Raw genomic sequence first — 14,308 nt, 5'->3', positions numbered from 1 at the left:
CCCGACTCACAAAATGCAATCCCTGAGCAATACCTTGACGCCCTTGGGCGCATAGATGTCCACGACGGCGCCGGTGGAGCCGTTTGCCTTGATCCAGCCGAGTCCGGATATGAATATATCTTGCGGTCCGCCGGGCGGAATGCGCAAATTATGCCTGACGAGCGGCGGCATGTCTGCAAGTTCTTCGCGCGAAGGCGGAGCCAGCATCTCGCCGCGATGGTTGTCGTACAGCTCGTCGGCCCGCTCCTGCTTGGTGCGATGCACGGGAATGCCGGACGACAAATACGCGGTGAACGACTGGCGCTCGCCTGCCGTGAAGTCGAAGCGGGCCAGTCCGCCGAAAAAGAGCGTCTGTTTTTCGTAAAATTGGTAGGTCAGCGGTTTGAGCGGCTTGTCCGGGAGCAGAGCGTGCAGCGTCTCGCGCGGCACGATCTCCGACAAGCGCGACTTGTATACGATGCCCGGCATGTCGATGATGCTGCGTCCGTCGTCCAGCGGGATGTTGATCGCGTCCAATGTCGTGCCCGGATAACGAGAAACCGTCAGTTCCCTGCCCAGATCGCTGTAATCGGCGATGAGCCGATTGACGAGCGTGCTCTTGCCGACGTTGGTCGCGCCCACGACGTAGACGTCGCGGTCGCCGCGCAGCTGCCCGATCGCCTCGACGACCCGGTCGAAGCCGATGTTGCGGCGTGCGCTGCACAGGACCACGTCGACTATGCGAAGACCGCCGGCCTTGGCTTGCTTCTGCACCCAATTGCGAAGGCGGTTCCAGTTGGTCACCTTAGGCAGCAAATCGATCTTGTTTACGACGAGCAGCACCGGGTTGTTGCCCACGAAGCGCTGCAGACCCGAGATCATCGAGCCCTCGAAGTCGAACAGGTCGACGATGTGCACGACGAGACTGTTCGTGGCGCCGATGCCGCCGAGCAAACGCAAAAAATCGTCCTGATCGATGGCGACCGACGAGGCGTCATTGTAATGTTTGATTCGGAAACAGCGCTGGCAGATGATCGGCTCGCGCTCGCGGGCGGCCTCGGGCACGAACCCCGGCCTCGATGCGTCTTGAATCTGCAGCGTCACGCCGCAGCCCGCGCATTTTTTCGTACTCCAGTTATCTTCGATTGTCGGCAATGCTACTTGTCCCCCTTATCCGGCCACAAGCCCTGCTTGGTCAGCCTTGACAGCGCGATCTTCTCGATGCGGCGATTCATCCTTGTGCCCCAGCCTTCCTCCGCTCTCGCAATCGGCGTCACGAGAATCGTGTGCAGACCCATCCGGCGTCCGCCGAGCACGTCGGTCATCATCTGATCGCCGACGACGACGGCCTGTTCGGCCTTAAGGTCCAGCAGGTTCAGCGCTTGCTTAAACGCCTTGTTGAATGGCTTGCGTGCCGCCGGAATGAATGGAATGCCGAGCGGCTCGGCGAACTTCGCCACGCGCATCAAGTTGTTGTTCGATAAAATGACGACCTGGAACCCAAGCGACTTGACCTTGTCCAGCCAGGCGATCAGTTCAGGCGTTGCAAGCGGCGTGCGCGCGCTTACGAGCGTGTTGTCCAGATCGGTAATAATGCCGCGTACGCCCATGCTTGAGAGCGACGCCAGATCTATATCGAAGACGGTGCCCACGAGTTGATCGGGCAGCAATCGTTCAAACATGCCGCAATGCTCCAGTCTTTATCGGATTGTTCAAAATATACCACACCCGCCCCGGCCTTGCAAAAGGAAAGCTTGCGCGGCGTCGATGTGCGGCGTGTCGCGCGGAAATAGAAGAAGGAGCGCCGCGATTGGCGCTCCCTCCTATACGTTACAAGGATTTGCGGATCTTGTCGGCCATGGCGGTGAATTGCTCCAGATCGCCTTCGCCTGCGGCTTGACCGCCGTAGCGGGCGGACTCGAACTTGCGCAGCACGCCATCGAATTCGGGCTGCAACGAAGAGAATCGTCCGCTCCAGGCGGCAAACGATTCGCGCAGCGTATCGTGCTGGCTGCGCTTTAGCCCGCGCCTGCCGAGGAAAGCGATCAAGCGCTCCATCTCCCGCACGATCCGCTGATTCGGCGTCGCGCCGCGGTATCTGACGCGGCGCCATACCGTCGCCGTCCAGGCGCGGCGGCGGACGAGCAGCGCGGCGATGCCGACGATGAGCAGCGTGCCGCCCGTAATCGTCCAGGCCGTGGCCGACCAGCCGCCGTCTTGCGTTGCCGTCTCCGTCTCTTCGGAGGCGGTGTCGTCTGCGTCCACCGTCGAATCCGGCGTAGCGACCGGCGCGGCTTGAGCGACCGGCTGCGGAACGGTAAAGCCCGACGTCGGCTCGAACGGAACCCAGCCAACGCCTTCAAAGTATACTTCCGCCCAGGAGTGCGCATCCGCATTGCGGACGGTATACGTGCCGGCGCCATTCGGATCCGCGATATACCCGAGCCCGCTGCGGATCCCGTCCTCGTCCATCTGGTTGGTCCCCGTTGCATAGCCCTTGACCCACCGCGTCGGCAAGCCCAACGACCGCGCCAGTACAACGAAAGCGGTGGAATAATAATCGCAGTACCCTTCCTTGATTTCGAACAGGAAGGCGTCTACGATATCTTTGCTTTTCTGAAGGCTCACGTCCGGCGTGTTGGTGTACAAATAATTCGTTCTCAGATAGCTCTCCAGCGCCTTCGCCGCGTCGTAATCGTTGCCCGCATCCGCCGTTATCGAGACGGCCAGGTCCGAGACCCGGCTCGGAACCTCGGGCAGCTGCTCGTAGGGTGCCAGATCGAACGGCGCTTCGGCTTTCTTCGACCGGGTCGTCCGCAGCTTGTCTTCATCGATCACGATCATGTCGGATACGACCGTGTAGGATTCTACCGTGGCGGAGCGCTGGAACTTGAGCTCCTGCTCTTCCTTGTTCCAGGTCAGCCTTGCATTGTTGCTCACGCCCTGCCATTCAGACAGGCTGCCGATCGCTCCCGCGCCGAACAGTACGGGAAGGCGATCTTTGCGCAAAATGTGGAACGTCTGCGTAACCTTTTTTGTCTCGATGCCATCCAGCGTAGGTTTGTCCGCCGGCAGCTCGGCTTCCCCGGGAGCCGTGGACGTCGTTTCCATGCCCTTGCGGTCCGTCCATCCTTGTCCGGTGTATACCGCCTTCGTCTCTCCGCGCCAGTAGGCCCGCTGGCTCGTGTCCACCGTCATGACGGGCGAATAATCGAATTCGAAGCCGCCGCCGATCTTGGCGTCGCTTCGTCCGTAACCCGACTTGGAAGACGCTCCGGAGCCCGTGCCGCTGCTGTCGGCGCCGCCTCCGATATAGCCGCCTTCGCCGGAAAAGGCCGGCACTTCTTTGTTCTGGGCATGAAGCCACAGCGTATACGGATCCTCCAGCAGCACCGGGGCGCGCGGCACCGCGATGCCCGCGAGCATGAGCAGTCCGATGACGATGACCGCGGGCACGGCAAGCTCGAACGGGCGCTCGGCGAGCGCGCTCCAGCTGTCGAAATGCCTTTCTCTAAGCTGCCTGAGATGAAGAACGACGAGCCATCCGAGCCCGGCGACCACGGCCCAGGCGATGTTCGTCCAAAGCTCGAGCGGAAAAAACGAATCGATGATGGCGAGGGTAGCGATCGACATCAGAATAAAGCCGATGGCCCTGATCTTGTTCGTGCCCAAATACGCCATATAATGAATGATCAGCACGACACCGGCGGCGATCTCGAAAAACGGATGAAGCGGCTTGCCGTTCACGATCGCGAACTCGCGGAGCGCCTCCCATCCCTTCAACCCGTCCGGCCAGGCGGTCCAGACGTAGGGCGTGAAAATCAGGACCGCCGTCAGCACGGCGGCTAGCTGCAAAATGATTCTGAGCGCGAACGCGCGGCTGACCAGAAGCTCAATCGCCGCCGCCGCCGCTACGGAAGCGTAGACGACCGCATACGTTTCCGGCCACCAATAATTTTTAAATACTTGTATCAGCTGCAGCACGATCACAATTACGAACAGCCTGTGGAGCCGTTCCAGCACGAGTCTGCGGAAATAACCGCTCTCCGCCCTGCGTCCTGCGCTTGCAATCATCGTATTCAAGCGGTGCCCGCCTCCAATGCCTTCGGAAGATCCTCCAGGCGCGTAATCGAGCAGAGCTCCCACTGCCTGCCGCGGAACGTCCGCGACCACTGCTGCAGACGTTCGGACGGCTCGGCTTGCGGCGTCCGCTCCGCGATATGGATATGGCTCGGACCGGCCCGTCTGGCCGACAAGCCTTCGAGCGCGAACAGCGTCTCGTCCTCCATCGACGGACTGACAAGCACGTAGCTCGCGCCGGCTTCGAACTTCTCCGCGGTCTTGCGAAGCACGCGGTCAAGCGCCTCATCGCCGTCGGCCTCGACGTCGATGAGATGCTCCATGAGCAGATCCCGATTCACCGGTATCTTGCCGGCGCCGAACCACGCGGTTTCCTTGCCGGCGGACACGAAGCCGACCGGCATGCCCCTTCGCAGCGCAAGATTCAGCAGCGAGGAAGCCGTCGACACAGCCAGCTCGAAAGCGTCCGCGCTTCGGTAAGCGCCCGCCCGCCGGTCCAGTACGATGACGAAGCGGGGCAGCGCTTCGCGCTCGTATTCCTTGGATTTCCACTGCCCCGTGCGTGCGGTCGCATTCCAGTGGATGCGCGACATCCGGTCGCCGTGGATGTAATCCCTGACGCCGTCGATCTGCGTCGTCTCCCGCGCCCAGAGAGAGCTGGCGCGCTGCTCGATCTGGCCGGTGCGCGCCTTCCTCAGATGACGCCACTCCTGCAGCTCGATCGTGCGCGGCAGCACCTTAATATACATTTCTTCGCGGAATGCGCCATGATGCTCGAACAATCCGAAAATATCCCGGGTCGAGCACTTGGTCTCCAGAAATTGATAGCGTCCGCGCCGAAGCGGCGCGGATTCGTACTCGACCTGGCCCCGCCGCTTGTAGTCGGGCACGAAGGACAACTCGTACTCCTGAAGATCCGATCCGCTTAAGCGCACCAGCCGCTCGCGGACGATCACGTAAGGCAGCGGCCAGAAGCCCGGGACATGCAGCATCAGACGAACCTTGAGCCGCGAACCCGCCGCGTACAGGCCGTCCTGGCCCGCAACGGCGCCTAGCGCCCGCTTGCCCTGAATGCCGCCTATGCCGCTCCACCGCCCAAGTAGCAGGTAGAGACCCAGGCCGTTGATGATTACGAACAGCATCAACGAAGTTTTGCCGCCCTGGAAAACGACAAACGATAAAGCCACCAAATACAAGATTCCGCAGAACCAGCCGAAGCGGACCTGAGGCAGGCGCTTCATGCTCAACGCTCCAGCGCCACCGGCACCGGCAGCTGCTTGAGGACTTCCTGCAGGACGCCTCCGGCAGTAGCGCCCTGCATGCGGGCTTCGGACCGAAGGTGGAGACGGTGCGCGAGAACGAACGGCGCGGATATCTTGATATCGTCAGGGATGACGAAATTGCGGTGATGAAGGAAGGCATACGCCTTCGCGCAGGCGGCGAGCGCGACCGAAGCGCGCGGGCTGGCGCCGAGCAGCACCGAAGGATGCTTGCGCGTCGAACGGATCAGTTGCACCAGATAGTCGGCCACGCCGCCGTCCAGATGGCAGCCGGCCGCCAGGCGCTGGATGCTTACGACGTCCTCCGCCATGGCGACGGATTCGAGCAGGTCCGCGGCGCGAGACGTACCCGGCTCGAGCACCAGCCTTTTCTCCGACTCCTCGTCCGGATAGCCGAGCGAGATCTTCATCAGGAAGCGGTCGAGCTGCGCCTCCGGCAAGTTATAGGTGCCCTCGAACTCGATCGGGTTCTGCGTTGCAAATAAAATAAACGGCTGCGGCAACGGGTATGTAACCCCGTCGACGGACACGTGGCGCTCCTCCATCGCCTCGAGCAGTGCGGACTGCGTCTTGGTCGTCGCCCGGTTGATCTCGTCGGCGAGCAGCAAATTGGACATGACCGGGCCCGGCCTGAACACGAACTGCTCTTGCTTCGGATGATAAATGGATACGCCAGTGATATCGGTAGGCAGGAGATCGGGATTGCACTGGATCCGATGGAACGTACCGCCGATCGATCGCGCGAGCGCCTTGACCAGCTGCGTCTTGCCGGTACCCGGCACGTCTTCGATCAGCACGTGCCCCCCCGCGACCAGCGCGGTCAGCAGCCAGGCGATTTCGTCTTTTTTTCCGTATATACAAGATTCCATATTGCGTCTGATCGAATCTAATAATTGCATGGCGGTCTGTTGTTCCATTGAGGTCCCTCCTAATGGGATCTGGCGGTAGTCGGACGCTACTCTACTATTATACTTGATGGGGATTCGGGACTACAATTTTGCAAATCTCCAAATAATCATAGAAAAAAAGCCAATTCGCGCTAGGCGAACCGGCAGTTGGAAATAGGTACGGCGACCCGCAAACCGTGCGGAACGCGGAAAACCGCGCCAGCAAGCGAATCGCGCAGACTCTGCAAGCAGGCGCGGCTCCGCTGCTTCGCACCGCTCATGTCTTCCTAAAATTTACTTAAACAGGGTTTGGTTAAGCCAGGACTCAGCCTTTTGGCTTCACTGCCAGCGCAGCTAAAAACGAAAATATAATCGCCGCGGAAATGCCTGCGCTCGTAATCTGAAAGATGCCGGTGATGATCCCGATCCACCCGACCTCCTGCAGCTCGCTCAGCGCGCCGTGGACGAGCGCGTTGCCGAAACTCGTGATCGGGACGGTCGCCCCGGCTCCCGCGAAGTCCACGAGCGGATCGTACAGACCGAGTCCGTCCAGCACCGCGCCGGCGACGACGAGCGTCGCCATCGTATGGGCGGGCGTCAGCTTGGCGACGTCGAACAGCAGCTGACCGACGATGCAGATCGCTCCGCCGACCAGAAATGCCCACAAGTATTGCATCATTGGTCCTCCTTAAGATCGAATTAACGTTCGATGGAAACAGCGTGCGCGATGCAAGGAATGCTCTCTCCCTGTTGAAAGGACAGCGGAGAGAGCAGCGCCCCGGTCGCTACGACGAGCAGCCGATTCAGCTCCCCCTTAGCGAGCAGCTTAAGCAGATGCCCGTAAGTGACGGTCGCCGAGCACGCGCAGCCGCTGCCTCCGGCCTGGACCGTCTGCTTCGCAAGGTCGTACACGAGCAGGCCGCAATCGTTAAACTGCGTCTCCGCGATCGGCACGCCATGCCGCTTAAGCAGGTCGGCGGCGATCGGATGGCCGACGGACGCCAGATCGCCGGTGACGATCATATCGTAGTAACCCGGCTCGCGGCCGGTCTCCTGCAGGTGCGCCTGAATTGTATCCACGGCGGCCGGCGCCATCGCCGAGCCCATGTCGAACGGATCCTTAAGCCCAAGGTCCATAATCCGCCCGATCGTAACCGAAGTGATCCGCGGCCCTTCGCCCTCCGCCGCGACGACGGCCGCGCCCGCGCCGGTTACCGTGTATTGCGCGGTCGGCGGTTTTTGCGAGCCGTATTCGGTCGGGTAGCGGAACTGCTTTTCGGCGGTGCAGTTATGGCTGCTCGTACCCGCCATCGCATACCTCGCCGCCCCTGTCGACACCAGCAGCGCGGCCAGCCCCAGCGATTCCATCGAGGTCGAGCAGGCGCCGAACACGCCCAAATAAGGCGCGCCGAGCGTGCGGGCGGCGAACGTGCTGCTGATGATCTGATTGATCAGATCGCCGCCGATATAGAAGTTGATCTTGTCCTTCGGGATCGCCGCCTTGGAGAGCGCGATATCCGAGGCTTGCTCGAGCATGAGCCGCTCTGCCTTCTCCCAGCTCGGCTGCTGAATCGTCATGTCGGGATGCACGAGGTCAAAGTCGGCCGCCAGCGGTCCTTCGCCTTCATCGGGGCCGACGACGGTTCCTGTGCCCAATATGACCGGAGGCTTTTCGAAGATCCACGTTCGTCTGCCTTGAAGCATCAGTGACTCACCCCCAGGATCCAATAGACGATCCCCACGAAAAAGGCGGCAACGGTCCCGAAGACGATGACGGAGCCCGCCAGCTTAAACATATTGGCGCCGACGCCGAGCACGAGTCCCTCGCTTCGATGCTCGATCGCCGCCGAGCACATCGAATTGGCGAAGCCGGTGACGGGAACCGCCGTCCCGGCGCCCGCCCATTGCGCGATCTTATCGTATACGCCCAAGCAAGTCAGGATGACCGAAATCAGAATCATGACGGCCACGGTCGGATTGCCCGCCTGTCTGCTCGTCATGTCGAATGCGGCCATAAAAAAATGCTGCACGCCCTCGCCGATAAAGCAGATGAAGCCTCCGACCAAAAACGCGCGGACGCAATTGGCAAAGACGGGCCGCGAAGGCTGCCGGCTTTTCGCGAATTGCTGATATTCCTTGGGCGACATGGACAACGGCTTGTATGAAGCTGGGCCTCTTCCGGCCTCTTTGGTTGCCATGGCTGCCATCCCCTTTCCGGTTCGAACTGTAGTCCCAATCATTATTTGCCGAGGCGATGAAGGTTATGGATGGGAATAGGTGGGGAATGCCCCTTGTAAACGGTCGAAGCCGCCGTCCTTTTTGATTCTGACAGGCACGGATGGGCGCCGGCCTACATACAATGGTTAATGGTCGCGCGTCAACCTGAACTTACAACCGGAGGAGGCCGTCACGTGCCCGGATTCTTTACCTCGATAGCGCTCTTCATCAAGCAGCTCTCCTTGCTCGTCTCTTATGTCAAAAACAATGCGTTCCCCCAGCCCCTGTCCGAGCAGGAGGAAAGCAAATACTTAGGCCTCATGGCGGAAGGCGACGCCAGAGCGCGCAACCTGCTCATCGAGCACAATCTGCGGCTGGTCGCGCATATCGTCAAAAAATTCGACAATACCGGCGAGGATCTCGAAGACCTGATCTCGATCGGCACGATCGGGCTCATCAAGGCGATCGAGAGCTTCCAGGTCGGCAAAGGCACGAAGCTCGCTACTTTTGCGGCACGTTGTATAGAAAACGAAATATTGATGCATCTCAGGTCGCTGAAGAAAACGCGCAAAGACGTCTCTCTACACGATCCGATCGGAACCGACAAAGAGGGTAACGAGATTACTTTGCAGGATATTTTGGGCAGCGAGCCCGACGACGTCGTCGAGAAGGTGCAGCTGAAAATCGAGAAGAGCAAAATCTATCAAAATCTCGATATTCTCGACGAGCGGGAGCAGGAGGTCATCCGGGGCCGGTTCGGCCTGGACGGCAAAGGCGGGGACGAACGTACCCAGCGCGAGATCGCGCGGGAGCTCGGCATCAGCCGCAGCTACGTGTCGCGAATCGAAAAGCGGGCGCTAATGAAGCTGTACCACGAGTTTTACAAGGCTAAAAAATAGCACGCAAAAAGCGGACTGCTCCCCATTTGCTTCAGGGGCAGCCCGCTTTTGCGTGCAAACGGACTTCTATGCGGCGTGTTCGCTACTCCCGCTCCACGTGGACCAGGGCGATTTTTTTTAATGCATACGTTCCGAAAAGTTGCTCTTCCTTCAGCACGTTCAGCTTGACGAGCCCTGCGAGCTTCGACGGGTCCGCGCGGGAGATGAGCCGCCACAGCTCGTCGTCGGGGAGCGCCGCTTTTATTTTCTCGTCGTCGTATTCCCGTCGTTCCTGCTGCACGATTTTCACGCTGTAGCCCCCGAGCTCGGTCTGGGACAGCCCCTCCGCCTCGCAAAACGTCAAGATTTGTCCGCGCAGCTCCGACAGCTCTTTTTCGATTTCTTTCTGTTTGCTTTTCAGATCGTAATAACGCTTGACCGCAGCCTTGTCCAAACGCCCCACGCCTCTCGTCTTTTTGTTCCATGTATATGACGGGAAGTGCCGATATAGACAAAAGCTGCCTGGTTGCTTGCGGCCGAATTCGGCTCAACTGATGCGGAACTTCGTATAGCTGCAGCCGTCCGCCGATTTTTTCACCTCGAGCACGGCCGGAATCGCCTGCTTGAGCTCTTGCACGTGCGAAATGATGCCGATCATCCGTCCGGTCTGCTGGAGCTGGACGAGCGTGTCGACCGCCTTGCTGAGGGATTCTTCGTCGAGCGAGCCGAAGCCTTCGTCAATGAACATCGTCTCGAGCGACACCCCGCCCTCGTAGGCCTGGATCACGTCAGCCATGCCGAGCGCGAGGCAGAGCGACGCGTTAAACTTCTCGCCGCCGGAGAGCGTCTTCACATCGCGAAGCTGGCCCGTGTAATTGTCGAAGACGTCAAGCCCGAGCCCGCTTTGCTTGCCGTGCTTTTCCCGGCGGTCGCTGCGCACGAGATAGAATTGTCCGCCGGATATCGTCCGCAGCCGCAGGTTGGCCGCCGAGAGAATGCGGTCGAGAAACTCGACGAGCAGATAGCGCTCGAACGAAATCTTGTGCCGGTTGTCGCCGCGCACGACGTCGTACAGATCTTTGACGAGCTGAAAATCGCGCTCCGATTTCCGCCACTTGCTCTCCGCTTCCAGCAAATTCGCGCGCCCTTCGGCGCCTTTATCTACGGACTCCTGCGCCTCGCGCAGAGAGAGGCGCGTCGCCTCCGCCTGCCGCTCCATCCGCTCCGCTTCCTCTGCGAGCGCGGCCAGATCGGCGCGTTCCTTGCCTTGAAGCTGGATGACCAGCTCTTCGATCTGCCGCACGACAGCCGCGAGTCCCGCCATGAATCGCTCGATCTCCGCCTTCATGTCCGCGATGTCCCGCTCCGGCAGCTTGGCCGCCCGGTAATCCGCCTCCGAGGCGAAGCCCGCCCGCGCCAGCTCCGCAGCGAAGTCGCCCTGCGCCTCCGCCAGCCGCGCCTTCGCTTCGTTCAATTGGCGCTCCGCGCCGTCCAGGTGCGCCATCGCGGCCGCGTGGCGTTCGCCCGCCTGCCGCAGCTGCTCCTGCGCGATACGCCAGGCCGCGTCCAGACGCTCCTTGGCCTGCTCCGCCTCGCGGAGCAGCCGCTGAAGGTCCTCAAGCGTCCGATGCCCTTCGGGAAGACCGGCCAGCGTCCGATCGTAAACCGCCTGCGCCGCGGCATAGGCCGTACGCCGTTCCTGCGATACGGCCGACCGGCGCTCCTTGTCGGCGCCCGCGGCTTCCAGCGCGGTCTCCTCCTCCGCAAGCTTGCGCCGCAGCTCGTCCAGCGCGTCCTGCTCCGCCCTGAGCCCGTCCACCCGGACGCGCATCCGCTTGCCGTTCTCGACAAGCTCCGCGTATGCTGCCTCCGCCTGCCCGGGGTCATGCCCGCTTCGATCGATCTCGCCCGCTTTGTCCCGCAGCTGCGCGGCCGTGTGCTCCCGCTTCGTCTTGGCCGCCAGATACAACGTCTCGCGCTCAGCCTTATCGGCACGCTGGCGATCGAGCGCTTCGCGCGTCGGCATGTCGGTCGGCGGTTCGGCCGGACGCGGATGCGCCTCGCTGCCGCATACCGGACACGGCTTGCCGTCGTGCAGATGCGCGGCCAGCTGCCCGGCCTGGCCTTCGAGCCAACCCGCTTCCAGCGCCAGGTAGCGCTTGGCGGCTTCCTCATGCGCAAGGCGAAGCCCCGCTTCTTCCTCTGCCTGCAACGCGGCCGCGCGCACGAGCAGCACGTACTCGCGCAGCAGCGTCGCCTCCTGCAGCATCCGCTCGAAGCGCTCGGAGAGCCCCGGCAGCTCCCGCACCGCTTCCTCGGTCTGCCGCGCACGCCCCGCCAGCGCCTTGAGCGCCTCCTGCCGGGCTGCGGCCGCAGCTTCCGCCGCCTGCTGCTCCCGCAGCGCCGCCGCGGCTTCGCGCTCCAGCCGGCCGAGCGCCACGCGGCGCTCCTCCAGCTCGCGGACCGTCGGCAGGTCGCGCGCTAGCCGCTCAAGCTCGCGTACGAGCGCTTCGCGCTGCCCGGCGCGCCCCTCCTCCTGCGCATGGCGCTCCTGCGCCGCGGCTAGCTCGGCCGCCGCGCGAGCGGATGCCTCCGAGGCCGACTGCCGGAGTCCCTCCGCCGCCCTCGCCTGCGCCTGCGCGCTCTCGCACAGCCGCTCCCGGACTTCGAGCGGCAGCGTCTTTTCCGCCAGGGCAAGCCTTCGTTTTTTCTCTTCCACCTCAGGAATGCTGGCTTCGAGCGAATGGCGTTCTCCCGACTTGCGGTCCAGCTCGCCGTACAGTTCGTTCACCCTCGCGGCCGCATGATAACGTTCGACGAGCGTTTTGTGCAGACGGCTCTCCTCGTCGAGGCGGACTTGCCCGGCAGCCTTCTCGCCTTCGTAATACGCCATTTCCTCGTCCAGTGCCTCGAGCACCTGATGCACGTTGAAGTGTTCCTGGCCGAATACGCGCGCGAGCGCCGAGTCTTCCCTCTGCGCCAACGACAGCTTCAGGTTCGCCGCATGCATGTCGAGGTCGCGCCTGGCGAGCTCCCATTCGGACTGCGAGGCTTTTCGCTTCTCGTTCAAATACTCGGCGACGAACTTGAACAGATGCGTGCGAAAAATCCGCCGCATGATCTCTTCCTTATTCTCCGTATCCGAAGTGAGCAGCTTGCGGAATTCGCCCTGGGGGAGCATGACGATCTGGCTGAACTGGTCCTTGGTCAGTCCCAGCAGCATCTGCATCCGTTCGTTGATCTGCCGGACGGCATGGCGATCGACCATCATCGTCTCCTCGTCGCCCGTCGTCTCGACGAATTCATACTTTTCGCCGGTCGCGCTCTTGTTGCCGGTCTTTACATGCGGCAACTGCCGCAGGATGCGGTATGTCCGGCGCTTCAGCTCGAACTCGAACTCGACGGACGTATACAGGTCGTCCGACGCGAACTGGCTGCGCAGCATGCGGACGTCGCTGCGGTCCTCGCCGCTCGCTTCGCCGTACAGCGCAAAGCAGATCGCGTCGAAAATCGACGTCTTGCCCGCGCCCGTATTGCCCGACACGAGGAACAAGCGGTTGCCCGACAGCTCCGCGAAGTCGATGACTTCCTTGTCCTTATACGGCCCGAACGCCGTCATCGTCAGCCGCACCGGCATCATGACGCTCATCCTCCTCGTTTTCGATATCGCGCAGCGCGGCCAAGAACAGGCGCTCCGTCTCCGCAGACGCCTCCCCGCCCTTCGCCTCCTGGTAGAAGGCGCGGAACAGTGTCAGCATGTCCATGCCGGCTTTGCCGCCAGGCGCAATCCCGTCCTCGGCCGCGGCCGCAACCTGCTGCATCGCCAGCTCCCGCTCTACGTGCATCGCGTTGGGGTAGACCGATCTGACGCGCTCCATCGGAGACAGCACCGGCGCCTCGTCCAGCAGCCTGACATATATGTAATCCTCGCTCGGCGCCTGCCGCTCGATCTCGTCGATGTAACCTCGCACGGTACGCATGTCGCGCCGCGGGACCAGCACCCGCTTTTCGACCGAGGCGCTGCCTTCCCCATCCAGCTCCACGATCAGGTAGCCCTTCTGGTGGCGCTCTTCGGAGATCGAATACTTGAGCGGCGAACCTGCGTAGCGTACCGTCTCCGAGCCGACGAAGTGAGCCTGGTGCAAATGGCCGAGCGCCGTATAGTGGAAGCCCCGGAAATGCGCCGCGCTCACGTGCTCCGTGCCGCCGATCGAGAGCGGCCGCTCGGAGTCGCTCGTGTTGGGCTCCGCCTCGCCGCGCGGCGTCACGAACGCATGTCCGACCAGCACATGGCGCGCTTCGGGGTCCATCGTTCCGCGGATTCGCGCTGCGATCGCGGCCATTGCGCCGTCGTAGGAGCGAATCGTCTCGTCGCCCAGCGCGAGGCGCACGGCGGCCGGGTCGGCAAACGGCACAAGGTGGAAATACACCGATCCGTGCGCATCGCGCAGCACGACGGGGCTTGCCGACGGGTCGAATTCGCCGGCGATGTGCAGCCCCGCCGCCTTCATAAGGCCGCTCCCGAAGTTGAGCCGGCTCGGACTGTCGTGATTGCCGGAGATGGCGATCACCGGCGTCTTAAGCTCCAGCACGATGCGCTGCAGCGTGCGGTCCAGCAGGCCGACGGCGTCCGTCGGGGGCACCGCCCGGTCGTACAGATCGCCCGCGATCACGACCGCGTCGGGCCGCTCCGTCTCGATATCGCGCATGAACTGTTCAAGCATATAGCGTTGATCTTCGGTCATGTATACATTTTGGATCAATTTCCCCAGATGCCAATCCGCCGTATGGAAAAATTTCAAAAACAAACACCTTCTTGTCATTCTTTTTTTTCATTATACATCACCGTTCGCGCACGATGCGGCACGGAAAGGATTTCATGCCGTGTCATTTCACGCAAAAAAAATCGCGATTTCCAATATGACTCGTCATGCATATCCGTCATGAAAAGTGGTGACAGCCCCCATAAAAATACCGTGCTAGCATG

General features: G+C 61.7%; 12 protein-coding genes. 1 reads left to right on the top strand and 11 read right to left on the bottom strand.

Annotated elements, in window-relative coordinates:
• Window positions 1-6: 6 nt before the first annotated feature.
• From yqeH to spoVAC, 8 genes are all read right to left on the bottom strand, one after another.
• A complete protein-coding gene (yqeH, locus tag ACFSR7_RS31195) occupies window positions 7-1,125 on the bottom strand; it encodes a ribosome biogenesis GTPase YqeH (RefSeq protein WP_378168801.1) in 1,119 nt (372 codons plus the stop codon).
• Between the two features lie 11 nt (window positions 1,126-1,136).
• Window positions 1,137-1,661, bottom strand: a complete 525-nt coding sequence (locus tag ACFSR7_RS31190) for a YqeG family HAD IIIA-type phosphatase (protein ID WP_378168389.1) — start codon at window positions 1,659-1,661, stop codon at window positions 1,137-1,139.
• A 148-nt stretch (window positions 1,662-1,809) separates the two neighbouring features.
• Window positions 1,810-4,053: a DUF4129 domain-containing transglutaminase family protein gene (locus tag ACFSR7_RS31185; RefSeq protein ID WP_378168800.1), complete on the bottom strand. Its 2,244-nt coding sequence runs from the start codon at window positions 4,051-4,053 to the stop codon at window positions 1,810-1,812.
• A gap of 5 nt (window positions 4,054-4,058) precedes the next feature.
• The gene (locus ACFSR7_RS31180; protein ID WP_378168387.1) at window positions 4,059-5,300 is read right to left on the bottom strand and encodes a DUF58 domain-containing protein; all 1,242 of its coding nucleotides are present in this window, start codon (window positions 5,298-5,300) and stop codon (window positions 4,059-4,061) included.
• Between the two features lie 2 nt (window positions 5,301-5,302).
• Window positions 5,303-6,256 carry an AAA family ATPase gene (locus ACFSR7_RS31175; protein WP_378168385.1) on the bottom strand — a complete coding sequence of 318 codons (954 nt, stop codon included), beginning with the start codon at window positions 6,254-6,256 and terminating at the stop codon, window positions 5,303-5,305.
• A gap of 295 nt (window positions 6,257-6,551) precedes the next feature.
• A complete protein-coding gene (gene spoVAE / locus ACFSR7_RS31170) occupies window positions 6,552-6,902 on the bottom strand; it encodes a stage V sporulation protein AE (RefSeq protein ID WP_090114878.1) in 351 nt (116 codons plus the stop codon).
• Window positions 6,903-6,925: 23 nt separating this feature from the next.
• A complete protein-coding gene (gene spoVAD, locus ACFSR7_RS31165) occupies window positions 6,926-7,930 on the bottom strand; it encodes a stage V sporulation protein AD (RefSeq protein WP_378168383.1) in 1,005 nt (334 codons plus the stop codon).
• The gene (spoVAC, locus tag ACFSR7_RS31160; RefSeq protein WP_090114875.1) at window positions 7,930-8,424 is read right to left on the bottom strand and encodes a stage V sporulation protein AC; all 495 of its coding nucleotides are present in this window, start codon (window positions 8,422-8,424) and stop codon (window positions 7,930-7,932) included. The genes spoVAD and spoVAC overlap by 1 nt, the downstream gene beginning before the upstream one ends.
• A gap of 213 nt (window positions 8,425-8,637) precedes the next feature.
• On the opposite strand from spoVAC, the gene sigK reads away from it, so the two are divergent.
• Window positions 8,638-9,342, top strand: a complete 705-nt coding sequence (gene sigK, locus ACFSR7_RS31155; protein WP_090114873.1) for an RNA polymerase sporulation sigma factor SigK — start codon at window positions 8,638-8,640, stop codon at window positions 9,340-9,342.
• Between the two features lie 82 nt (window positions 9,343-9,424).
• Here the strand turns inward: sigK and ACFSR7_RS31150 are convergent, their stop codons facing one another.
• From ACFSR7_RS31150 to ACFSR7_RS31140, 3 genes are all read right to left on the bottom strand, one after another.
• The gene (locus ACFSR7_RS31150; RefSeq protein ID WP_378168382.1) at window positions 9,425-9,784 is read right to left on the bottom strand and encodes a hypothetical protein; all 360 of its coding nucleotides are present in this window, start codon (window positions 9,782-9,784) and stop codon (window positions 9,425-9,427) included.
• Between the two features lie 84 nt (window positions 9,785-9,868).
• Window positions 9,869-12,961, bottom strand: coding sequence for an AAA family ATPase (locus ACFSR7_RS31145; protein ID WP_378168380.1), 3,093 nt, complete (start codon window positions 12,959-12,961; stop codon window positions 9,869-9,871).
• Window positions 12,918-14,123 carry an exonuclease SbcCD subunit D gene (locus tag ACFSR7_RS31140; RefSeq protein WP_378168379.1) on the bottom strand — a complete coding sequence of 402 codons (1,206 nt, stop codon included), beginning with the start codon at window positions 14,121-14,123 and terminating at the stop codon, window positions 12,918-12,920. Before ACFSR7_RS31140 ends, ACFSR7_RS31145 begins: the two co-directional genes overlap by 44 nt.
• Window positions 14,124-14,308 lie beyond the last annotated feature (185 nt).

Origin of the sequence: Cohnella sp. GCM10020058, from assembly GCF_042683485.1 — a bacterium.
Lineage (GTDB): Bacteria > Bacillota > Bacilli > Paenibacillales > Paenibacillaceae > Cohnella.
Note: the sequence above shows the minus strand (reverse complement) of the source record. Positions and strands in the feature narration are given on the sequence as shown.